The organism is Brenneria uluponensis (genome assembly GCF_032395385.1).
GTDB lineage: Bacteria > Pseudomonadota > Gammaproteobacteria > Enterobacterales > Enterobacteriaceae > Prodigiosinella > Prodigiosinella aquatilis.
In genome coordinates this window covers 3,225,426-3,249,268 of record NZ_CP135917.1, presented here as the reverse complement: position 1 = coordinate 3,249,268, position 23,843 = coordinate 3,225,426, and the positions used below count along the sequence as shown (strand labels likewise).

Below are 23,843 nucleotides of genomic sequence, written 5' to 3'. Positions count from 1 at the left end.
ATCATTAATCTGTCATGAAGCTTTCATCTGTGATGCCCTTAATAGCAGCTATTCCGTTCACTGATTGACGAGATATGGCACAGCTATGACACAGGTACTGTTGGAATCTGAGACTTATCTGCACGTTCATTCCCAGCCGATTACACAGAAGAAAGTGCTGGAAGTCCGCCAGTTAAGTAAGGCTTATACGGCGCAGCAACGGGTACTGGATGACCTCAATTTTGATCTGCACAGTGGTGAAATGGTGGCGGTGATTGGCCGTTCTGGGGCAGGGAAGTCAACACTGTTGCATGTCATGAATGGTACGCTCCCGGCCAGTGAAGGCCAGATCCTGCACTACCGCGACAATGGCGATACACAGGACATCACACAACTCAACAGCCGCCAGATGCGGCAGTGGCGCAGTGAATGCGGGATGATTTTCCAGGATTTTTGCCTGGTGCCGCGGCTTGATGTGCTTACCAATGTCCTGCTTGGCCGGTTGAGCCAGACGTCCCCTGTTAAATCCTTTTTCAAATGCTTTTCTGATGAAGATCGTGCGCATGCCATCGGCCTGCTGCAATGGATGAGTATGCTACCCCATGCGTTGCAGCGGGCAGAAAATCTCTCCGGTGGACAGATGCAGCGTGTCGCCATCTGCCGTGCGCTGATGCAAAACCCCCACATTCTGCTGGCCGATGAACCGGTCGCATCGCTCGACCCCAAAAATACCCAACGCATCATGGATGTCCTGCGTCAGGTGAGTGACAACGGCATCACCGTGGTGGTGAATCTCCACTCCGTTGAACTGGTAAAAGAGTACTGCACGCGGGCGATCGGCATCGCTAAAGGACGCATTCTGTTTGACGGCCATCCCGCTGAGTTAACCGACGCTTTGCTTCACACTCTCTATGGCGATGAGATTAATCAACTCCACTAATAACGCCACTTTTGGCATGACCACTATCTTTGACATGACTACATATAGGCGAGAACCAATGAAAAAAATTGTTCGTTTGACCACGATGTTAGCTGCAATGTTTGCGGCCAACGCTTTTGCTGCCGATGCACCGAGAGAGCTTAACCTGGGTATTCTGGGTGGGCAGAATGCCACGCAGCAGATTGGCGACAATCAGTGCGTCAAAGATTTTCTGGACAAGACATTGAATGTGGATACCAAGATGCGCAACGCATCCGACTATTCCGGCGTAATTCAGGGATTGCTGGGCAAGAAAATCGATCTGGTGCTGAGTATGTCACCGTCAGCGTTTGCTTCGGTCTACATCAAAGATCCAAAAGCGGTGGATATCGCGGGTATTGCGGTGGATGACACTGATCAGTCTCGCGGTTACCACTCAGTGGTTATTGTCAAGGCTGACAGTCCCTATAAGAAACTGACAGATCTGAAAGGTAAGGCGTTTGGTTTTGCCGACCCGGATTCCACCTCTGGCTTCCTGATCCCTAACCATTCGTTCAAAAAGGAATTTGGCGGCACGATGGATAATCAGTATAACCACTTTTTTTCCAGCACCACATTCTCGGGCGGACATGAGCAGGACATTCTGGGCGTGCTGAATGGCCAGTTTGCTGGTGCGGTGACCTGGACATCAATGGTGGGTAATTATAACACCGGGTATTCCAGCGGTGCCTTTACTCGCCTGATTCGCATGGATCACCCGGATTTGATGAAACAGATCCGCATTATCTGGGAATCGCCGCTGATCCCTAACGGTCCGATACTGGTGAGCAATGCGCTGCCGGCAGCGTTCAAAGCCAAATTGATTGCCGCGGTAAAAACGCTGGATAAGCAAGACCATGCCTGTTTCGTGAAAGCGATGGGTGGCAAGCAGCACATTGGCGATGCCACGCTGGATGACTATAAAACGATCATCGAACTGAAACGCGAACTGATCAGCGGCGGTCGTTGACAGAACGGTGAATACAGGCCGCCACCTGGATGGGCGGCCTGATAACAGGCGATGACAGCATGTTGAACCCTGACTTTGAACACTATTACCAACAGATACGCGGGCGGCAGACGCGTGATTCCCTACTCTGGTCGTTGATGCTGGTTCTGCTGTATCTGGGCGCGGGTCATATAGCGGAATTTAATCCGCGTACCATTCTGGTGGCGTTTCCTCATTTTCTGGATTATCTGTCAGAGACGCTGCCGGTGCTGCACTGGAAGCTGCTATTGGCGGATGGTCATACACAGGGGTCGCTGGCCTACTGGGGTTATCGTCTGCCAATCCAACTGCCGTTGATTTGGGAAACCGTGCAACTGGCGCTGGCCTCCACTGTGTTTTCGGTGATGGTAGCGACAGTGCTGGCATTTCTGGCGGCCAATAACACGCAAAGTCCACCGGGGGTGCGTTTTACTGTCCGCACTCTGGTGGCTTTTCTACGTACCATGCCGGAACTGGCCTGGGCGGTGATGTTTGTTATGGCGTTTGGCATCGGCGCCATACCGGGCTTTCTGGCGCTGGCGCTGCACACTGTCGGTAGTTTGACCAAGCTATTTTATGAAGCGATTGAAACTGCATCCGGCAAACCGGTACGAGGTCTGGCAGCCTGTGGGGCCAGTGTCCTGCAACGTATGCGTTTCGGGATGTGGCCGCAGGTAAAGCCGGTTTTTCTGTCTTACAGCTTTATGCGACTGGAAATCAATTTCCGTCAGTCCACCATTCTCGGTCTGGTGGGGGCGGGCGGTATTGGGCAGGAACTCATGACCAACATTAAACTGGATCGTTATGATCAGGTCAGTATGACGATGCTACAGATTGTGCTGGTGGTCTTCGTCCTGGACGCGCTCTCCGGCAAGTTGCGCCGTCGAGTGGTGGAGGGGGAAAAATGAAGCTGACAAACCTGCCGCAGATGGAGTTGTCCGTAGTAAAACAGCAACACCACGAACTGTTTAGCATACAACGGCGTTACTTGTTCCGTTTGGGTCTGTTGGCTGTCGCTATCGTGCTCTATTACCTCTATTTTTTTGTCTTTTTTGGTATCAGCTGGGCACAGTGGTTACAGGGAAGCGGTGAAATTGGTCACTATTTCCTGCGTATGTTTGTCTGGCACGATTTTCTTAACTGGCCTTTTGGCTATTACTTGATGCAGATACTGATCACCCTTGCCATTGTGTTTGTCGGTACGTTGACGGCGACCTTGATGGCGCTGCCGCTCTCTTTTTTGGCCGCCCGCAATGTGATGATAACGCCAGTGCAACGACCGCTGGCAATACTGGTGAGACGGGTGCTGGATACATTACGTGGCATTGATATGGCTATCTGGGGGTTGATCTTTGTCCGCGCCGTCGGAATGGGGCCGCTGGCTGGCGTGTTGTCGATCATCATGCAGGACACCGGCCTGCTGGGTAAACTGTACGCCGAAGGTCATGAAGCCGTGGAGCGCTCACCCAGTCGGGGATTGACGGCGGTGGGGGCGAATAGCCTGCAAAAGCATCGCTTTGGTATTTTCACACAATCCTTTCCTACCTTACTGGCGCTTAGCCTTTATCAGATGGAATCTAACGTTCGCTCGGCCGCTGTCCTGGGCTTTGTGGGCGCGGGCGGTGTCGGCTTGGTTTACGCTGAAAACATGCGGTTGTGGAACTGGGATGTGGTGATGTTTATCACCCTGATTCTGGTCGTGGTAGTCATGCTAATGGATTACCTCTCTTCCCGGTTACGCCAGCGTTATATCATTGGTCTGCCCATTGCGTTGTATCAGGAAAAACCGTTTCTCACCGGGCCGCGTCAGACAGATAGCGCGCCGCCTTTAAAACCGCGCTGATCTATCAGGCTAGTCATTTTTTCGATAGTTGGTTTTGTGGTTTATCGGGCAAAACCAACGACTGGATAGATCATTGATGCATGCAGGAATACATCGACATCACGGGCTATTCCACCTGGGTTTCCTGTGAAGGCACAGCGGTTTCCAATACGCCATCAGCGTGCTGTACCCTCTCCCACCAGGCCGGTGAGACGGGGGACAGATGTTTGGTGGCAATCTCACCCAGTCGTGGGGTCAGCATAGTGAGCTGTCGCTCGCTTGCCAACTGGCTGGTGCGAATCACTGGTTCTGACCAATGATGGAATGAGAGGGTGAACATCCCCCAGTGGATGGGCACAAACACGTTTGCCTGTATATCCTGCACCGCCTGAATGGTATTTTCCGGCATCATGTGCGCATCCGGCCAGCGCCGGTCATATTGACCATTTTCCATGAAGGCGAGGTCAAACGGGCCGAAACGTTCGCCGATGTCTTTAAAGTGGGTGTCATAGCTGGAGTCGCCACTGAAAAAAATCCGTTCGGACTGACTCTGGATCACCCAGGAAACCCACAGAGTTTTGTTATGCGCAAAGGGACTACGGCCGGAAAAATGACGGGCAGGGGTGGCGGTGAATGTCAGATTGCCGTAGCTCAGGGTGTCATACCAATCGAACTCCTGAATGCGTGAGCGCTCAATCCCCCATTTCTGTAAATGTTTACCGACCTTGAGCGGCACGATGAATACGGTTTCCTGGTTGAGGAAGAACCTGATGGTTTTCTTATCCAGATGATCATAATGATCGTGGGAAATCAGGATGATATCCACTTTTGGTAGTTCATCCAGCGTTATTGCCGCTGGCTGGAACCGTTGAAACATAAAACTGAAAGGCGAAACGGTGGCAGAAAACACCGGATCGACAAGCATGATTTTCCCTTCCAGATTCAGCAGTAGTGTGGAATGCCCAAACCAGATAAATTTCAGGTGGTCTGCCGGTGTCAGAAAGGCAGTCATATCCGGTTGGATGTCGGGGAGTTTGCCAGCCGGGACGCGTGAGGCGTTATTGGACCCCAGTTTGAAGAGTAACGACAGGCTTTCTCTCAGACTCAGGCGCGGCGCGGTGGTTTTTCGAGGATTATAAAATCGCCCGGTTTCAGCAGAATAATGGTCAACGGTCTGGTTCGACATACAGCCTCCGGGAATCATCTGTCCAGTATTTATCTTCAGTCGATAAGCTATGGTAAAGTTCAAAAATAGCATGCTCACATGTTGCGCACCCGGCAATGTGTGCGGGTGGTCAATGCCTGATGTGGATGGTAAATGATGGGTGGTGAGCTTTGTTCTCACATGAACAGGCCATGAATGGGTTAAAAATAGAGGGTCGGATGATGCCTTTGACCCTATGAGCTGACCGTTTAATTAACATCTGTCTTTGGAGATGACAATGACGCGAACCGGACATATCCAACTATTGACGGAATACAACCAGTGGATGAACACCAAGATCTATGAGGCTGCCAGATGTTTATCGCCCACTCAACTGAGTGAGGACAAAAAAGCTTTCTTTGGCTCTATCCTGGGGACACTTAATCACCTGGTCGTGGCTGATACCTTGTGGCTTAAACGTTTTGCCAATCATCTGCCCAACAACCCGGCATTGGATTTTGTCCTGGTTCAACCCATGCCGACAGCATTGGCGCAAATATTATTCGCCGATATAGAGAGCCTGTGGCAACACCGCAAACAGCTTGATCTCACTATCCGTGAATGGAGCTGTTTGTTAACCGAGGCGGATCTTGATAGCACGTTAAGATATTCAAACACTAAGGGTATTGCTTCAAACAAACCCTTTTTTGCTTTACTGGTCCATTTTTTTAATCATCAAACCCATCACCGGGGACAAGTCACAACCCTATTATCACAAGAAGGTATTGATATCGGGTCCACTGACCTGCTGATGTTGATTCCCAATGAGTGATGGTGGTTTGTGTAACCCGCATTGTGCTGTACGGATGCATCTCGGTCGGCATCCGGTTTATGATAGGCTATCTGCTTACCCGTCTGATATTACCGGATACCTATGTCACTGAAGGTGATTGCAAAAAAGCTGGGGCTATCTGTTACTACCGTCAGCCGTGCGCTGAATGGTTATGATGATGTGGCCGAGGAAACTCGCCTGCGAGTGGAAGAGGAGGCCAGACGTCGCGGCTATCGCCCCAATACCTTTGCCCGCCGTCTGAAAATGGGCAAAATAGACGCTGTCGGACTGGTATTTCCTGTTCGGGCTGCGCCGCTGAGCAACTATACGTTTATGGGCATGGTGGCGGAAATCAGCCATGAGTTGGCAACGCAGGAAATTGACCTGTTGCTGATAGCTGATGAAGACACCACGGATCATCACGCATTTCTACGGATGGTGGAGAGTCGCCGCGTGGATGCGCTGATCATTGCCCACACACTGCCTGATGATGCACGTCTGCATTGTCTACAGGAACTTAATTTCCCTTTTCTGGCGCTGGGACGTAGCAATTTGCCGTCTCCGTATGCCTGGTTTGATTTTGATAACCAGGCCGGTGTCGCGCTGGCGACTGACCGTCTCGTGAGTCTGGGCCACCAACGCATTGCTTTTCTGGGGGAAAACAATCCTGAATCGTTCATTATTCAGCGCCGGGAAGGTTATCTGGCGGCGTTGCAGATAGCTGGGCTGGCCTTTCGGGAAGCCTATTTTTGTCTGATCGAACCTTCTCGCCGTGCTGGTTATCAGGCGACCCTGGCTTTACTGGCTCTGGCGGAACCGCCGACCGCGATAGTGACTGATTGCAGCACGCAAGGTGAGGGTGCGGCGCTGGCGTTGCGGGAATGTGGCCGCTTACAGGGGGAGAATGCGATATCGCTGATCATCTATGACGGCCTGCCTGGTGACTCGATTATTGATACGCCGGTGACGGCTATCACCCAAGCAACTCGTGCTGAAGTAGGGCGGCAAATAGCGCAGATGGTTTTTCGTCTGATTGCCGGGCAGGATGTGTCGACATTACAGGTATTATGGCAACCACAGCTATGTCTTGGCAGCACGGATAATCTGCCTTCCTACTGAGATAACGACGATTACTCTTTAAGTCGATCACGAATCCGAAACGTTTCGGTTTTATTCCGAAACGTTTCGGATTAAGAATGATGGAAATCCCACGCAGGAATATCACTATGGATTCTACCGTCATTCGTTTAACCAGTTCGGTGGCCGACTTGATTGTCCGTTGTTCTCCGGCAACCGAAATTCTCTACTGGGGGCCGCATCTTGACTGTTTTTCCCCGCAGGATACGCAAAGTCTGCAACGTCCTATAGCCAATGGCCGGTTGGATGTGGATACCCCGGTGACGCTGGCGGCTGAAACTGGCCGTGGACTATTTGGTTCCCCGGGCATTGAGGGACACCGCAACGGGCTGGATGCGTCTCCGGTGTTTGTTACCCGCGATGTGGTGCAACAGGCTGACCATCTCACCATTACGGCCGAAGACCCACAGGCCGGGTTACGCCTGGTCAGTGAGCTGCAACTGCATGCCGACAGCGGCGTACTGCAAATCCGCCATCAGCTAACCAATCTGCATCATCAACCCTGGCAGGTAAACCGCCTGGCGGTTACGTTGCCGATACCGGAACAGGCGGCGGAAGTGATGGCGTTTCATGGTCGCTGGATTCGTGAATTTCAGCCGCATCGGGTGTTGCTGGAACATGGCAGTCTGGTACAGGAAAACCGCCGGGGGCGAACGTCCCATGAATATTTCCCGGCGTTGGTTTGTGGCGAACCGGGATTCTGTGAACAGACGGGGGCGGTATGGGGCGCGCATCTCGGCTGGAGTGGTAATCACCGTATGAAGGCGGAAGTGAAAACGGATGGTCGCCGGGTGATTCAGGCCGAAGCATTGTATCTGCCGGGGGAAGTGGCGCTGGCAGAGGGGGAAACACTGACGACGCCGTGGCTGTACGCCACCTGTGCCGAGCACGGGCTGAATGGCATGAGCCAACAGTTCCACCGTTTTTTGCGACGGAACATTATCCACTTCCCACACCATAATCCGCGCCCGGTCCATCTCAATACCTGGGAAGGGATCTATTTCGACCATGACCCGGATTACATCATGCGGATGGCCGATCGGGCGGCACAGCTAGGGGTGGAACGCTTCATTGTCGACGATGGCTGGTTTCACGGGCGTGATCATGACCGGGCGGCGTTGGGGGATTGGTATATTGACGAGAAGAAATATCCGCAGGGGCTGATGCCGGTGATCAAGCACGTCAAATCACTGGGGATGGAGTTCGGCATTTGGGTGGAACCGGAAATGATTAATCCGGATTCCGACCTCTACCGCGCACATCCTGACTGGTTGCTGGCCCTTCCTGGTTATGACGCCCCCACCGGGCGCTATCAATACGTGCTTGATCTGTCGAATCCGGCGGTGTTCGATTACCTGCTGTCGCGCATGAGCTGGCTGTTGGGTGAACATCCAGTTGACTATGTCAAATGGGATATGAACCGTGAGCTGGTGCAGCCGGCTCATCAAGGCAAAGCCGTCGCCCATGCGCAAACACTGCATTTCTATCGTCTGCTGGATACCTTGCATGCTCGTTTCCCGCTAGTGGAGTTCGAGTCCTGCGCTTCCGGTGGTGGACGTATCGATTATGAAGTGCTGAAACGCTGTCATCGTTTCTGGGCTTCGGATAATAACGATGCGCTGGAACGCCAGTCTATTCAGCGTGGTATGAGTTATTTCTTCCCGCCGGAAGTGATGGGGGCGCACATCGGCCACCATTGTTGCCACGCCACCGGGCGTCAACACAGCATCGCCTTTCGCGGTTTGACCGCACTGTTCGGTCATATGGGTATCGAACTGGATCCGGTCACGGCGGATGCGCAGGAGCAGGCTGGTTTTCAACGCTATGTGGCCTTGCACAAACAGCTGCGTTCGCTATTGCATACCGGCAATCTGTGGCGAGTGGACATGCCGGATCGCACTACGCAGGTTCAGGGCGTGATCAGCCAGCTACAGGATCAGGCGGTATTTCTGGTGGCGCAGTTAGCGATGCCAGATTACTCACTGGCTGGTGTACTGCGGTTGCCAGGGTTAAATCCTCAAGCATGTTATCGGTTGACGGTTCTTGACCACCCCGACTTGAAACCGGTAATCGACGGTGGTAGCACCATGCGTCGGTTGCCGTCGTGGATAGTGCAATCTGCTGAGTTTAGTGGGGAGTGGTTGATGAAGGCCGGACTTCGGTTGCCGATCATGAATCCGGAAACTGCGCTGCTGATAGGATTAGAACGTTTGTAATGCCGCCGGGAGAGGCAGCTCCTCTCCTTTATCGCATCGCGAGGATAAGAACATGGATACCAGTCGCACGATCGAACGCGTATGTACCTACAAAAAAAACCGTAACTTCTGGATATTTGGTACTTTTTTCTTTCTCTATTTCTTTATCATGGCCACCTGTTTTCCGTTTTTGCCCATTTGGCTGTCGGATGTCATTGGCCTGAACAAAACCCAAACTGGGATTGTTTTTTCCTGTATCTCGCTGTTCGCCATTCTGTTCCAGCCGGTGATGGGCATTATTTCTGACAAACTGGGGCTGAAAAAACATCTGTTATGGATCATTACCATACTGCTGTTTCTGTTCGCTCCCTTTTTCTTGTATGTGTTTGCCCCGTTGTTGAAAGTGAACAGTTTGTTGGGTGCACTGTCAGGGGGGATTTATATCGGTCTGGTGTTTTCAGCCGGTTCCGGTGCGGTGGAGGCTTATATTGAGCGTGTCAGCCGTCAGAGCGGGTTTGAATATGGTAAGGCGCGGATGTTTGGCTGCCTTGGCTGGGGGTTGTGTGCCTCTACCGCCGGTGTGTTGTTTAATGTCAATCCGGCGCTGGTGTTCTGGATGGGTTCCGGTGCGGCGGTGATTCTGCTTATTTTGCTGCTGCTGGCCCATCCAGAGAAAAATCAGACCGCAGAGGTGATGGATGCGCTGGGTGCCAACCAACCCCAACTGACGCTACGCATGGTCACTGGTCTATTCCGTCTGCCTAAACTGTGGATGTTCGTGCTGTATGTTGTCGGGGTGGCCTGTGTGTATGACGTGTTCGATCAGCAGTTTGCCACCTTTTTCAAATCCTTTTTTACCTCGCCGCAACAGGGCAATGAAATCTTCGGTTTTGCCACTACGCTGGGCGAGCTGGCGAATGCCATCATCATGTTTTGCTCACCGTGGATTATTAATCGTATCGGGGCTAAAAACACATTGCTGGTGGCCGGACTGATTATGACGGTGCGTATTATCGGTTCCGCGTTTGCCACCACGGCAATAGAAGTGGTGGCGCTGAAGATGCTGCATGCTCTGGAAGTCCCATTCCTGCTGGTGGGCGCGTTTAAATACATTACTACGACGTTCGACACGCGTTTGTCTGCCACCATTTATCTGATCGGTTTTCAGTTTGCCAAACAGTTGGCGGCTATTTTCCTTTCTGCCTTTGCCGGCAATATGTACGATCGCATCGGGTTTCAGGACACGTATCTTATCCTGGGCGGGATAGTGTTGAGTATCACACTGGTTTCTGTGTTTACCCTGTCGGGCGCCAGGGAACAGTCATCCGCGCTGTACCGGGCTGAACCGCTGTAATGGCGATGTTGAGAAGCGCCCGTGAACCTATCACGGGCCAAATACTACCGTCGACTGAGTGTGGGTTAAGCAGAAAACGTCAATTTTTCACCGTATTGATCACCCAGAAGTCGCTGGAAAGTTTCTTATCCAACAGATAATCGTAAGGAATGTAGAAGTCGCCTTGTTCCCCGACGTCAACTCCCCAGGAATTGCGAATTTTGAATAGGTTGGTGCTGTTGTCATAACCGATACACAGTACGGCATGTCCTCCTTCTGGTTTGTCTTTATCTGAGGGCATGGGGACTACCGTCGGTGGCTTAGGGTGTTCCAGCCAGGTGTCGTACACAACAAAACCGAACACAAATGGAAATCCGCTTGCCAGACATCCTTGTAGGTGCGACAGATCTTGATTTACGCGTTGGTAATTGGTGATGACATACTGCCGTGCTTCTTTATAGCAATCTGCTGGTGGTTTGGTGGCGGCCAACGCACCGGGGGGAAAGGCGCCACTTTCACTGTCAGGGCGCGTGTAGTCATAAGGCCAGTCAGACTTTGGGCATACGCCCTGTTTGTGTAGACTTTTAATGCCGTCACGTAGCGTGGCACCGGAGTCGTGTTTCACGTCACCTTCAATGGTGCGCTCGTTGTAGTAGATGAACAGTCTGGAAGGAATGAAATCGGGGGATTCATGGGAGTTACGCCGATCAAACTGTACTGCACCGGCCAGTGCATTGGCGGTGCAGGAACCGAGTTCTCCCTGATTATAAGCTGGAAAATCGACAGTCAGCTCCATTGCAGGTGGCAGACTATGCAGGACAGCAAGAGCAGGTGCGTAGTGGTGATCGCGGATATCCGGCAGGTCTGGTCGGTAGCCAAGTCGAGATATGCGTCTTCTTGATAGCATGATAGTGACCTTCTGTGGTTGAAATCCTTTTCAGTGTGGCGACCTCGTATTATTCGGCTATCAGAAAGGGTTTAGAGATAATGAATAAATATTGATTTTTTGTTGCGAGATGTGACGGCAGGTTCAGGCAGTACTGGTTGTAAATTCGGTGGATTATCAGATAAGTTTTATTAATTATTTATTGCCCTAATTAATGTAATTGTTAAAACGCCGACAGAATTAATCCAGATTGGCGTTTCTTCCCTTTTATTTTTCCCCACATGTCTTCAGCGTATTGTCCGCGAGAATCAACTGGTCCTAAATGGTGCAAGTAGTGAATTGATTGCATTGTGATAGTGCATTTATTTTTTATTAAAATCATGTAATTAGTTGGTCGGCGTATCTGGAAAATTTTACCGTTCATAACGGCATAAAATTTTTTTGGCTCCGTTTTTACGCATTATTATTTTTTATCGGCTGGCATACTTTCTGCATTAGTCAAAACAGAAATTAAAAGCGGAGTTAACGTAAGGTTGCGGATAGGTTAACGCTGCGATGTGACTTAACTAATTAAAACTTATCTGATAATTGAACATATTTTTCAACGACGCTACCACACCGTCATCTTGAAAAATGGTGACTATAAACAGTGCATTCAAATATAAGGCGCAAGTTATGTTGAGTTTCAATCCCGAGAGTGTCGCACTGCCTGCCAGTCATTTTATTGACGGGCGGCAACGGGTGGGGCAAGGCAACTCAATCACGGTGATGCGTCCGTCAGATGGTCAGCCTTATGCAGATTTACATGAAGCGAATACCCAACTGGTGGATGAGGCCGTTACGCTGGCGGATAGCGCGCTGAAGGAGAGTGGTTGGAGTCGTTGTCCGCCGCGTCAGCGTGCTGTCGTATTACGGCGCTGGGCCGACTTGATCGAAGCCGATGCAGATTATCTGGGCCAGCTTGAAGCGGTGGGCTCAACCCGTCCTATTACTGATGCGCATCAGCACGAAATTCCTTTTACTGCCGAAGCCATCCGTTTTTATGCCGAGTGCGCCGACAAGTATAGCGGTGATCTGTTTCCTACCCGCGACGCCAGTCTTGGCATGTTGGTACCTGAACCTTATGGGGTTATTGGTGCTATCACACCGTGGAATTTTCCCCTGTCGATGGCGTCCTGGAAATGTGGTCCGGCGCTGGCGGCAGGTAATGCGGTGGTGCTGAAACCGTCTGAGCTGACACCTTTCTCCACCGTACGTCTGGCTGAACTGGCGTTGGAAGCGGGTTTGCCACCCGGTGTGCTGAATATCGTTCAGGGCAGCGGCGCGGTCACCGGCGCTGCTCTGGTAGCACATCCGCTGGTCCGCAAAGTCTCGTTCACCGGCTCGACCCGGACCGGCGCGCGCATCATGAGCGACGCTGCGTTCAACGGTATGAAGCCGGTGACGCTGGAGTTGGGCGGCAAAAGCCCGCAACTGGTATTTGATGATGCCGGGGACGTTGACGAGGTGGCTGGGCGCATCCTGCGAGGATTTACCGCCAACGGCGGTCAGGTTTGTGTGGCCGGAACCCGCTTGATTGTACAGCGCGGTATCGCGGGTCCATTGCTTGAAAAGCTGATTGCCGGTTGTCAGAGGATACGTCCCGGTGCGACCTGGCTGGAGAGCAGCCGTTATTCTCCGCTGATCGATGCCCGGCAAGCGCAGAAGGTGGCACAACTGGTGTCGGCGGCCCGGTCTGAAGGGGGAGACGTTCTGGTGGGTGGGGCCCGTTTTGACGCCACCGGTGATGGCTATTTCTGGCAACCGACGCTGATTGCTGGCGTGCGGCCGGATAACCCGGCAGTCCTTGAAGAGATTTTCGGTCCGGTGCTCACGGTGCAACTGTTCGACGATGAAGATGAGGGGTTGGCGCTGGCGGCGCATCCGACATACGGCCTGTGTGCCGGAGTGCATACCTTGAATATTCAGCGAGCCTTACGTGCCATGCGGGGTATCGCTGCGGGCACAGTGTGGATCAACCGTTATGGCCGTTCCGGTGACTTCATTATTCCTACTGGTGGTTTTCATGGCTCGGGGATTGGCAAGGATTTAGGTCGCCAGGCATTTGAAAGCTGTCGTCGCGATAAAAGTGTATTGATTGATTTTTGAATCATCACGGTGTTTTCCATTTTTGACTTTTTGAGGTAGCAAATGGCTGTGTTTAAACCGAAATACATCACGTTCGATTGCTATGGCACTCTGATCAAATTTGATATGGCCGGTGCTGCTGCCGCCAGATTTGCTGATCGGGTCAGCGAAACGGATATGCCTGGATTCATCAGCGATTTCTCGGCCTACCGTATGGATGAAGTGTTGGGCGCGTGGAAACCCTATTCGCAGGTAGTGGGTAACGCGCTTCAACGCACCTGTGCCAAATGGCATATCCATTGTGACGAACGTGACTGTGACACCATCAATACCGCTGTCACCACCTGGGGACCGCATCCGGATGTTCCCGCCGGGCTGGCAACCGTGGCACGTGAATTCCCGCTGGTGCTGCTGACCAATTCTATGGATGACTTGATCACATATCACGTGCCGCGCCTGGGCGCGCCGATTCACAAGGTTTTCACCGCCGAGCAGGCTGGCGCTTATAAACCGCAGATGCGGGCCTTTGAATATATGCTCGAGCAGCTCAACTGTGGCCCGGAAGAGATCCTGCATGTTTCTTCTAGCCTGCGTTATGACCTGATGACTGCCCACGACATGGGGATTACCCATAAGGTTTTTGTAAACCGCGGGCATGATGCCGCCAATCCATATTATGGCTACACCGAAATTAGCAATATCGGTGGGCTGGCTGCCATCGTCGGGCTTTAAACCGCAAATTACGCCGTAACGAAAAGGGGCGGGTAATGAAACTGGAATCCTTCTGGCAGGCAACAGCACCGGCTTTCACTGGCGGGGATCAGGATGCACTGCCGTCACAGGCTGATGTGGTGGTGATCGGTGCCGGGTTTACCGGGTTGTCTGCGGCGAGAAGTCTGGCCCGCAGCGGACAGCAAGTCGTGGTGTTAGAAGCGGAAACGGTGCTGGGACAGGCGTCAGGTCGCAACGGGGGGCATTGCAATACCGGTGTGGCGCAAAACTTTTCTTCACTGGTTGCCCGTCAGGGGCTGGAGCAGGCCAGTCGCTATTACCGTGCTTATGCCGATGCCGTCGATTATGTGCAGCGGCTGGTGGTGGAAGAGCAGATCGAGTGTGATTTCCTGCGCTGCGGAAAGCTGAAACTGGCCAGTAAACCGTCTCATTTCCCGGCGTTGCAGGCAGCCTGGGAAATGATGCGTAACACGGTTGATCCAGACGTTGAGCTGGTGAGTGCGGCGGATGTCCGCCATGAAATCGGTAGCGACCGTTTTCATGGCGGGTTGATTCAACACCGTGGCGGACAGATGCACATGGGCAAGTTTGGCATTGGGTTGGCGAATGTGGCGGCTCGTCATGGCGCACGTATTTTTGAACAGACTCCCGTGACGGGGCTGCATCGGGTGGAAGGCTATCGCCACCGGGTAATAACGCCGCGTGGTGAAATCGATGCCGACCGGGTATTGATGGCGACCGGTTGTTCTAATCACGGCCCGTTCCGCTGGTTCCAGCGCCGCATTATTCCCGTAGGCAGTTTTATCGTGGCTACGGAGCCATTGGATGCCGGGCTGTTGGCCGCGCTGTTTCCGACGACACGCACTTATGTGACGTCGATGAATATCGGCAATTATTTTCGTACTACGGCAGATCAACGGCTGATTTTCGGCGGCCGTGCTCGCTTTGCGATGAGCAACCCGACCTCGGATCAGCGCAGTGGCGAGGTACTGAAAGCGGGCATGAGTGCGCTATTCCCCGTATTGCGAGAGGCCCGGATTGATTACTGCTGGGGGGGGCAGGTAGATATGACCGCCGATCGTTTACCTCGGGCTGGTGAACATGATGGCGTGTTCTATTCGGTAGGTTATAGCGGACACGGTACCCAGATGTCGGTATGGATGGGAAACGTTATGGCGAACTGTGTTACTGGCCATACCGGCGATAACCCGTGGATGCGCAAGCACTGGCCAGCGATACCCGGTTATTTCGGCAAGCCCTGGTTTTTACCACTAGCGGGTCTCTACTACAAAGCCAGGGATCGGTTCTCCTGAGTTCTACAACGTTATCATTTTGAGGGTAGACAGATGAGTAAATTTGATAAAGATAACCAGGTAAAAATTTCGCCGCTGACGCAAGCCATCACGGATGTGTCGTTTTCCCGACGGGGCGTCATCAAGCTGCTGTCCGCTGGTGTGGTGATGAGTACCGGGCTGTTCGGTTTCCCGGATCTGAGCTTCGCCGCCGAAACCCCGGTCAACGGCGGAAAACTGCGCGCAGCGGTGTCCAATGCCTCGGCTACCGATACCCTCGACCCGGCTAAAGGCAGTAATAATGGCGACTACACACGCCAGTTCATGTTTTACAGTGGGTTGACCGAGCTGGACAAACACCTGATCCCTCAGCCAGCCCTGGCAGAAAGTATTGAAACTACCGATGGTCGCATCTGGCAGTTCAAACTGCGTTCCGGCGTCACGTTCCACGATGGTAAGCCGCTGACAGCACAGGATGTGGTTTATTCCCTGCTGCGGCATAAAGATCCGGCAGTCGGTTCAGTGGCTATCAAGCTGGTGGATCAGATTCAGTTGGCAACGGCGATCAGCCCGACAGAAATAAAGATTGTGCTGGTACAGCCCAACTTTGATTTGCCATCCATCCTTGCCACCAGCCCGTTCTTGATCCTGCAGGACGGCACCAAAAGCTTCACCAAAGCCGTGGGCACTGGCCCTTATGTCTGTCAGGAATTTTCACCGGGTGTGCGTTCAGTGGGGATCCGCAATAAAAACTACTGGAAACCGGGACTGCCGCATCTGGATGAGGTCGAACTGCTGGGCGTGACTGATCAGGCGGCCCGCGTTAACGCACTATTGTCTGGCGACCTGCATGTCGTGGCGACCATTGGGGCCCGGGATGTAAAACGCCTCAACCAGAGCAATCAGTTCGGCATTCTGGAAAGTAAGTCCGGTATGTACAGTGACCTGATCATCCGCGCTGATCATGCGCCGGGAAACAATCCTGATTTTGTTCTGGCCATGAAGTACATGCAACCGCGAGAAATGTTGTTGAAAACCGTGTTGCAGGGCTATGGCGACATTGCCAACGATGTGCCGGTTCCCCCCTGGCATCCGATGTACAACAAGGATCTGCCTCAGCGGCCCTACGATCTGGATAAAGCCCGCTTTCATCTGAAAAAGGCTGGTCTACAGGGCATCAAAGCCGAAATTGTTACCACGCCGAATATTGAAGGGGCGGTGGAAGGCGGTCAGTTATTACAACAAATTGGGAAATCGGTGGGGATGAATTTGCAGGTACGACGCGTACCCTATGATGGCTACTGGTCAGCACACTGGATGAAAGATCCCATCGGTTACGGCTCCATTAATCCGCGCCCGACGCTGGATATGCTGTTCTCTCAGTTTTACCGCTCTGATGCGCCGTGGAATGAATCCGGCTGGAAGAATGTGCAGTTTGACCAGTTGCTGATGCAAGCGCGCAGTGAGCGTGATACGGCAAAACGCAAGCAGATGTACGGTGATATGCAGAAGCTGATTTATGAGCATAACAGCACACTCATTCCGTTGTTCATCAGTTCTCTTGATGGTTACAGCCGTAAGGTGAAAGGAATTGAAGCCTGGCCGTCAGGTCTGCTGATGGGATATCGCTTCCATGAATTTGCCTGGTTGTCTGCCTGATCAAGGAGAAGCGTAATGAACCGGTACATGTTGACACTGATCGCCCGGCGCTGTGGCGCTGGTCTGTTGATGATACTGATTATCTCGGCACTGGTGTTTTTCATCACCAGTCTGTTGCCGGGGGATGCGGCCCAGATGATTCTCGGGCAGTCCGCCACGCCGGAAACTGTGGCAGCGCTGCGTCAGCAACTGGGGTTAGATCAGCCCTTGCCGGTACGTTATATCTTGTGGATTACCGGTATATTGCACGGGAATTTTGGTACCTCTTTCGCCAGTAATGTTCCGGTCACGCAATTGATCGCGCAACGTATTCCGGCCACGTTTGAGCTGGCAGCCGTTACCACACTGGTATCTGTCCCACTGTCGCTAGTGATTGGTATTACTGCGGCCATGAAACGTGGTTCTCTGTTGGATCGCGTACTGATGATCGGCACGATGTCCGTAGTAGCCGTGCCGGAGTTTCTGGTGGCGACGGTAGCGGTATTGATTTTTGCGGTGAAGTTACACTGGGTTCCCGCTATGTCTCTGGGGTCGCCGAATCAGGATCTGGCGGGGTTTTTACGTACCTACGCGCTGCCGGTGATAACTCTGTGTTGTGTGCTGGTGGCACAGATGGCGCGGATGACGCGTTCGGCCATCATCAATCAGATGGACAGCCCTTATCTTGAAATGGCGTTGCTCAAAGGGGTTTCACCGCTGCGCGCCATCCTGCGTCATGCTTTACCCAACGCAGTAGGGCCGATTGCCAACGCCGTCTCGCTCAGTCTGTCCTATCTGTTCGGCGGGGTGCTGATCATTGAAACCATTTTCAGCTATCCCGGTCTGGCCAGCCAGATGGTGGATGCGGTCAGCAACCGTGATCTGCCGGTAGTACAGATCTGCGTGATGTTTTTCTCGGTCTGTTATCTGTCGTTGTTGCTGGTGGCGGACATCATCACTATTGCGTTCAATCCTAAGTGGAGGGGCTGATGAACCAACTCCTGTTACCGTGGCGCTTTGTTTTATCACTGTCGATCGCCGGACGGGTGGGTTTATCGATCACCCTGTTCTGGATCTTGATGGCGCTGTGTGGCAACAGCCTGGCTCCGCACAGTCTGGAGGATATCGGCAGTGGCGATCTGTTCGGCGACGTTAGCCGCCACTTCTGGCTGGGTACCGATTATCTCGGCCGGGATATGCTAAGCCGGATTCTGTATGGCGCGCGTTATACCATCGGGCTGGCACTGATGGCCGCGTTGCTGGCAAGTCTGCTGGGAACGGCGCTGGCGTTGTTTGCCGCATTGGCAGGACGCTGGCTGGAGGAGGTGATTGGCCGCATCAATGATGCGATGCTGATTATGCCCGGCAAGATTCTGGCCTTGATGCTGGTGGCGGTGTTCGGATCGTCGCTACCGATGCTGATTCTCACTGCGGTGGTGACTTACTGGCCCGGTGCTTATCGTATTGCCTACGCGATGGCCAGCAGTCTGCGCTCAATGGACTATGTACAGGTGGCCCGCTTGCGGGGGGAAAGTCGCTGGTATATCGCCGTGCACGATATCCTGCCGAATATGCTGCACCCGATGTTGACTGATCTGGGTCTGCGCTTTGTCTATATCGTCCTGCTGCTCAGTGGGTTGAGTTTCCTCGGGCTGGGAGTGCAGCCACCTTATGCTGACTGGGGTACGTTGGTACGGGAAAACATGCAAGGACTGTTTGATGGTGCTCCGGCGGTGCTGATGCCTGCCATCGCTATCGCCAGCCTGACCATCGGCGCCAATCTGTTTATTGACAGTCTGCAAACACGGCGTCCACTTACGCTGGCCAGGGGGAGTGCATGAACGTGACAGCGCATACGGCACGGCCGCTGGTTTCGGTAGAGAACCTGCGTATTGTCGCTCAGACTGATGAGGGACAGGAGGTGAATCTGGTCTCCGATATTCGCTTTACGGTACAGAAAGGCGAAGTGTTGGCGCTGATTGGCGAATCCGGTTCCGGCAAAACTACCATCGCACTGGCGCTGATGGGCTATGCCCGTCACGGTTGCCGGATTGCCGACGGTAACATCCACGTTGCTGGTACGGATGTCCGCTCGTTGACGCCATCCCGGTTATGTCAGTTCCGTGGCAACCGTGTGGCCTATATTCCCCAGAGCGCCGCTGCGGCGTTTAATCCGGCGATGCGGATTATGGAACAGGTGATTGAGCCGGTACTGATCCACGGTCTGATGCGGCGTAAAGAGGCACAAGCCAAAGCACAGACGCTGTTCCGCGATTTGGCGCTGCCTGAACCGGAAAGTATTGGTCAGCGCTATCCGCATCAGGTGTCCGGCGGCCAGTTGCAGCGGTTGATGACGGCGATGGCCCTGATGAGTGATCCGGAGGTGGTGATTCTGGATGAACCCACCACCGCGCTGGATGTCACCACGCAAGTGGAGGTGCTGAAAGTGTTCCGGCGTGTGGTGCGCCAGCGCGGCATGACGGCGGTTTACGTCAGTCACGATCTGGCGGTGGTAGCCCAGATGGCAGACCGTATTCTGGTCTTGCTCAATGGCAATATCGCGGAATATGGCACCACCAACCAATTGCTGACGGCACCGCAGGCGGAATATACCCGCGCCTTGCTGGCGGCGGCCCGACAACATCAACGTGAAAGCGTATGGCAGCCGCAAGAATCAACGGTGCAGCCACTGCTGGAAGTGCGTGATTTGGTAGCAGGTTATGGGCCAACGGGGGCGGATGGGCAGCCGCGGGTCAAAATACTGGACGATTTTAATTTCCGGCTATATCGCGGTCAGGCACTGGGGATTATCGGTGAATCCGGATCGGGGAAAACCACGCTGGCACATGCGATTGCCGGTATCAATGTGCCGGGTGACGGTCACATTCTGTTTAATGGTCATTACATTGCCGCCAGCTTGTCACAACGTTCACAGGATGAGCTGCGGCGCATCCAGTATGTGTTCCAGATGGCGGATACAGCGCTGAATCCGGCACACTCCATTGGCACCATAATCAAACGCCCGTTGATGCTTTTTCACGGGCTGCGCGGTGTAGCGCTGGAACGGCGGGTGCGGCAATTACTCGATCTGGTCAAGCTGCCGCATGATGTGTTGCATCGCTGTCCCGCCGCGCTGTCCGGTGGTCAGAAACAGCGAGTTAATCTGGCGCGGGCGCTGGCTGCCGAACCTGATCTGATTTTGTGTGATGAGGTCACTTCGGCGCTGGATACGGTGGTGGCCGCCGCCATACTGGATTTAATTACCGACCTGCGTCGGGAACTCGGGTTGACGGTGATATTTATCAGCCACGATCTGCATGCGGTACGCGCCGTGTGCGATGAGATTATTGTTATGCAGGGTGGTCGCAAAGTGACGCAGGTAGTGCGGGCCGATTACGATAAACCCTCTACTGATTTGTATTATGAGCGATTGAAACGGGCGGTGCCGGAATTACGACAAGGCTGGCTGGAAGAGCACGAAGCACTGCCTATCGAGATTTTAAAAGCGGAATAGTGTCGGATGACACAACTACCTTACAGCAATAAGCCCGCATACCGGGCAAGACAGGTTAAACAGAGGAAAACAGATGCCAGCACCGATCAGATATGTTCAGGATAGCGGTCACTTACCGGAAGCCGTGGATGTGGTGGTGATTGGTGCCGGCATTGCCGGTGCCGCAGCGACGTACGAACTGGCCAAAAAAGGGATCAGTGTCTTGTTGCTGGAGAAAGGGTTGGTCGGGGCGGAGCAGTCCAGCCGTAACTGGGGCTGGTGTCGACAGCAGAACCGGGATGAGCGGGAGTTGCCGTTAATTATCTATGCTTTGCAGCGTTGGGAAGAGATGCAGCATGAAACCGGCGAGGAACTGGGATTCCGTCGCTCTGGTTTACTGTATGCCACGCAGGATCAGACTGAGATTGATGCCTGGGATCGTTGGGGAAAAATGGCTAAAGCCTATGGTGTACACAGCGATATTCTGACCGCCGAGCAGGCCAAAGCCATGACGCCGGGCAGCACCACTCGTTGGTTAGGGGGGGTGTCATCGCCGACGGACGGTTATGCTGAACCTGCGCTGGCCTGTGCCGGACTGGTGATCGCTGCACAACGTCTGGGTGCCGATGTTATCCAGCAGTGCGCGGTGCGCGGGCTGGATATTTCCGCAGGCAAGGTAAGTGGGGTGTGGACGGAGCGCGGGCTGGTTAAAACTACCCGTGTGGTTTGTGCAGGTGGCGTGTGGACCTCAATGTTTTGCCACCGTCACGGTATCAAATTGCCGCTGGGCAACGTCATCGGGACCGCGTTTCGTACCGCGCCGATTGAACAAGTGATCAGCATGCCTTTCTATACCGCGGCATTTGCCTGTCGACCACAGATGGATGGCAGCTATACGGTCTCCGTTTCTGGTCGGGGCAGATTGGAACCGGGCATCCAGAGCTTGCGCTATGCCCGACAGTTCTATCCAACATTCAAGTCGCGCCGCAAAAATCTTTCACTCCGTATCGGGTTCAGGCCGTTCTTCACTGGCCCGGAAGCTTTCACATCCTGGCAATTTGATGCACGTTCACCGTTTGAAAATGTGCGTATCCTTGATCCGGCGGCGGATATGTCGATGGTGCAGGAAGGTCTGGCAGCGATGCGGAAAGAGTATCCTGCGTTGGCTACTGTACGGGCGGTACAAGCCTGGGGCGGGATGATCGACAGCACGCCGGACGCCATTCCGGTTATTTCTCCGGTGGAAAAATTACCGGGTCTGTTACTGTCGGCTGGTTACAGTGGCCATGGTTTTGGTATCGGCCCTGGTGCCGGGCGCCTGGCAGCGGACTTGATCGCGGGTGATACGCCGATTGTTGACCCGGCCCCGTTTCGTTATTCACGACTGGTGGATGGTTCCGGGCTTGATGCACCGGGCATGATGTGAGGAAAAAATGAGTCTGAGATTGCGCACGATGACTACCGCAGATGCTGACTGTGGTTGGGGGTTAACACAGCAGATGGATTGGCCGCATCGCCGGGAAGACTGGCAGGATGCGCTGAAGCTTGGTTCGGGTCTGATGGCGGAAGCGGATGGTCAACCCGTCGGCACCGCACTGTGCTGGCGCTGGGGGAATGAACGGGCCACTATCGGTCTGGTGGTGGTGGATAAGGCACGACAAGGGCAGGGGATTGGACGTTTGCTGATGGACGGACTGTTGGATGGGTTACCGGGATACAATGTCCGTCTGCATGCGACTGTCGCGGGTCAGACGCTATATGCCCGGCTGGGATTCGCTGCCACTGGAGAAATTCACCAGTATCAATGTTCGCGACTGAGGCCGATAGCGGCGATCCCACTGCTGCCGGGGCAACAATTGCGTCTGGCGTTACCTGATGACACAGCGTTATTGACCTCGCTGGATCAGCAAGCTCATGGGTTGTATCGCCCGGCGCTGTTTGAGCATTTGCTGGCGACGGCCAGAGTGATAATGCTGGTGCAGGATGGCAAAACCGTGGGTTTCGCGGCCATACACCATTTCGGCCGCGGATGCGTGATCGGCCCAGTTATCGCTGATAGTGCGATGGCGGCGCAACAGCTGATCAGTGCCTTGATGTCATCACGGCGCGGGGAATTTGTGCGCATCGACAGCGATCCAACACTGGGTCTGGGAAGCTGGTTAAGGGATTGTGGTCTGCAACAGGTGGATACGTCGGTGATTATGAATCGTGGTACGCCCTGGCGGCCAACACTGGCGGGCATGCACTCTTTTGCTCTGATGACGCAGGCGTTGTCCTGATGAACATTCTGTTTAAATCCACGCCGGAACGTGGTCGGCAATGGGCGGCGCTAATTGCCCAACAACAGCCAACAGCGATCTTTCGTCAGTGGCCGGAGATCCCGGATCCCGCCGCGGTGGAATATCTGGTGGCCTGGGATGCGCCAGCAGAATTGATTGCGCGTTTACCGAATCTCAACGTGCTGTTTTCAGTGGGGGCGGGGGCCGATCAATTCGATTTTCACAGGTTGCCGCGGTCATTACCGGTGGTGCGTATGGTCGAACCGGGCATTACCCGTGGAATGGTGGAATATGTCACGTTTTCGGTTTTAGGATTGCACCGTGACATGCCGCGTTATCTGCAACAACAACGTGAAGCTCGCTGGCAAGAACATCAATTGATTCCTGCGCCGCAACGCCGCATCGGCGTGATGGGGCTGGGCATACTGGGAAAAGCGGTGCTGGCGCAGTTGCAACAGTTCGGTTTTGACTGTGGCGGTTGGAGCCGTACGCCGAAGGCGTTACCAGGCGTGCGCTGCTGGTGTGGTGAAGCTGAACTCGACACGTTTCTGGCACGTACGGATATTTTGGTTTGCCTGCTGCCGTTAACATCCTCGACGACTGGCATGCTGAATGCCCAATTATTTGCACAACTTCCCGCAGGGGCATCGCTGGTTCAAGTGGGAAGGGGGGCACAGCTTGATCATCAGGACTTATTGCGGGCGCTGGATAGCCACCATTTGCGCGCGGCGGTGGTAGATGTGACGGATCCTGAACCTTTGCCGGCCGCACATCCTTTCTGGTCCCACCCGGCATTATGGCTGACGCCGCATATTGCCAGTCAGACTCAGGCTGAAGGAGCGGTTGAGGCATTGCTGGAGAATATCGTCCGTTTTGAGCGAGGTGAAACGATGGTCGGGCTGATTGACCGGCAACAGGGATATTAGCCGTTGATCTGCCACTGTCATCGGCTCCATTCGTGCAGTGTGCTCTGAAATAACCTACGCAAATACCCTTGAAATCAATAGG

General features: G+C 53.6%; 20 protein-coding genes. 18 read left to right on the top strand and 2 right to left on the bottom strand.

Annotated features, from left to right (window positions below; translation table 11 throughout):
• The first annotated feature begins 85 nt into the window (after positions 1 to 85).
• The 4 genes from phnC (at position 86) to phnE (RS889_RS15190) (ending at position 3,768) form a co-directional block, all read left to right on the top strand.
• On the top strand, positions 86 to 919 hold the full coding sequence (phnC, locus tag RS889_RS15205) for a phosphonate ABC transporter ATP-binding protein (protein ID WP_290179539.1): 834 nt from the start codon (positions 86 to 88) through the stop codon (positions 917 to 919).
• A gap of 58 nt (positions 920 to 977) precedes the next feature.
• Positions 978 to 1,907 carry a phosphonate ABC transporter substrate-binding protein gene (phnD, locus tag RS889_RS15200; RefSeq protein ID WP_315707878.1) on the top strand — a complete coding sequence of 310 codons (930 nt, stop codon included), beginning with the start codon at positions 978 to 980 and terminating at the stop codon, positions 1,905 to 1,907.
• A gap of 62 nt (positions 1,908 to 1,969) precedes the next feature.
• Positions 1,970 to 2,833, top strand: a complete 864-nt coding sequence (phnE, locus tag RS889_RS15195; protein WP_290183174.1) for a phosphonate ABC transporter, permease protein PhnE — start codon at positions 1,970 to 1,972, stop codon at positions 2,831 to 2,833.
• Entirely contained in the window at positions 2,830 to 3,768 is a 939-nt protein-coding gene (phnE, locus tag RS889_RS15190; protein ID WP_315707877.1) for a phosphonate ABC transporter, permease protein PhnE, read from the top strand. The genes phnE (RS889_RS15195) and phnE (RS889_RS15190) overlap by 4 nt, the downstream gene beginning before the upstream one ends.
• Before the next feature lie 106 nt (positions 3,769 to 3,874).
• On the opposite strand, the gene RS889_RS15185 is transcribed toward phnE (RS889_RS15190), so the two are convergent.
• A complete protein-coding gene (locus RS889_RS15185; protein WP_315707876.1) occupies positions 3,875 to 4,933 on the bottom strand; it encodes an MBL fold metallo-hydrolase in 1,059 nt (352 codons plus the stop codon).
• A 256-nt stretch (positions 4,934 to 5,189) separates the two neighbouring features.
• Between RS889_RS15185 and RS889_RS15180 the strand changes: the two genes are divergently transcribed.
• From RS889_RS15180 to RS889_RS15165, 4 genes are all read left to right on the top strand, one after another.
• Positions 5,190 to 5,723, top strand: coding sequence for a DinB family protein (locus RS889_RS15180; RefSeq protein WP_315707875.1), 534 nt, complete (start codon positions 5,190 to 5,192; stop codon positions 5,721 to 5,723).
• 102 nt (positions 5,724 to 5,825) lie between these two features.
• Complete coding sequence (locus RS889_RS15175; protein ID WP_315707874.1) at positions 5,826 to 6,842, top strand: substrate-binding domain-containing protein; 1,017 nt, start codon at positions 5,826 to 5,828, stop codon at positions 6,840 to 6,842.
• A 107-nt stretch (positions 6,843 to 6,949) separates the two neighbouring features.
• A complete protein-coding gene (locus RS889_RS15170; protein ID WP_315707873.1) occupies positions 6,950 to 9,076 on the top strand; it encodes an alpha-galactosidase in 2,127 nt (708 codons plus the stop codon).
• Between the two features lie 52 nt (positions 9,077 to 9,128).
• Entirely contained in the window at positions 9,129 to 10,409 is a 1,281-nt protein-coding gene (locus tag RS889_RS15165; RefSeq protein WP_315707872.1) for an MFS transporter, read from the top strand.
• Positions 10,410 to 10,488: 79 nt separating this feature from the next.
• Here the strand turns inward: RS889_RS15165 and RS889_RS15160 are convergent, their stop codons facing one another.
• Positions 10,489 to 11,295: a C1 family peptidase gene (locus RS889_RS15160; protein ID WP_315707871.1), complete on the bottom strand. Its 807-nt coding sequence runs from the start codon at positions 11,293 to 11,295 to the stop codon at positions 10,489 to 10,491.
• A 654-nt stretch (positions 11,296 to 11,949) separates the two neighbouring features.
• On the opposite strand from RS889_RS15160, the gene RS889_RS15155 reads away from it, so the two are divergent.
• From RS889_RS15155 to RS889_RS15110, 10 genes are all read left to right on the top strand, one after another.
• On the top strand, positions 11,950 to 13,422 hold the full coding sequence (locus RS889_RS15155) for an aldehyde dehydrogenase family protein (RefSeq protein ID WP_315707870.1): 1,473 nt from the start codon (positions 11,950 to 11,952) through the stop codon (positions 13,420 to 13,422).
• A gap of 42 nt (positions 13,423 to 13,464) precedes the next feature.
• Positions 13,465 to 14,133, top strand: coding sequence for a haloacid dehalogenase type II (locus tag RS889_RS15150; protein ID WP_315707869.1), 669 nt, complete (start codon positions 13,465 to 13,467; stop codon positions 14,131 to 14,133).
• 35 nt (positions 14,134 to 14,168) lie between these two features.
• Positions 14,169 to 15,446 carry an NAD(P)/FAD-dependent oxidoreductase gene (locus RS889_RS15145; protein WP_315707868.1) on the top strand — a complete coding sequence of 426 codons (1,278 nt, stop codon included), beginning with the start codon at positions 14,169 to 14,171 and terminating at the stop codon, positions 15,444 to 15,446.
• Between the two features lie 33 nt (positions 15,447 to 15,479).
• On the top strand, positions 15,480 to 17,084 hold the full coding sequence (locus tag RS889_RS15140; RefSeq protein WP_315707867.1) for an ABC transporter substrate-binding protein: 1,605 nt from the start codon (positions 15,480 to 15,482) through the stop codon (positions 17,082 to 17,084).
• A gap of 15 nt (positions 17,085 to 17,099) precedes the next feature.
• Entirely contained in the window at positions 17,100 to 18,053 is a 954-nt protein-coding gene (locus RS889_RS15135; RefSeq protein ID WP_315707866.1) for an ABC transporter permease, read from the top strand.
• Entirely contained in the window at positions 18,053 to 18,904 is an 852-nt protein-coding gene (locus RS889_RS15130; protein ID WP_315707865.1) for an ABC transporter permease, read from the top strand. The genes RS889_RS15135 and RS889_RS15130 overlap by 1 nt, the downstream gene beginning before the upstream one ends.
• The gene (locus RS889_RS15125) at positions 18,901 to 20,577 is read left to right on the top strand and encodes an ABC transporter ATP-binding protein (RefSeq protein WP_315707864.1); all 1,677 of its coding nucleotides are present in this window, start codon (positions 18,901 to 18,903) and stop codon (positions 20,575 to 20,577) included. The genes RS889_RS15130 and RS889_RS15125 overlap by 4 nt, the downstream gene beginning before the upstream one ends.
• A 73-nt stretch (positions 20,578 to 20,650) precedes the next feature.
• Positions 20,651 to 21,982: an NAD(P)/FAD-dependent oxidoreductase gene (locus RS889_RS15120; RefSeq protein ID WP_315707863.1), complete on the top strand. Its 1,332-nt coding sequence runs from the start codon at positions 20,651 to 20,653 to the stop codon at positions 21,980 to 21,982.
• Positions 21,983 to 21,989: 7 nt separating this feature from the next.
• Positions 21,990 to 22,835, top strand: coding sequence for a GNAT family N-acetyltransferase (locus RS889_RS15115; protein ID WP_315707862.1), 846 nt, complete (start codon positions 21,990 to 21,992; stop codon positions 22,833 to 22,835).
• Complete coding sequence (locus RS889_RS15110; protein ID WP_315707861.1) at positions 22,835 to 23,761, top strand: 2-hydroxyacid dehydrogenase; 927 nt, start codon at positions 22,835 to 22,837, stop codon at positions 23,759 to 23,761. The genes RS889_RS15115 and RS889_RS15110 overlap by 1 nt, the downstream gene beginning before the upstream one ends.
• Positions 23,762 to 23,843 lie beyond the last annotated feature (82 nt).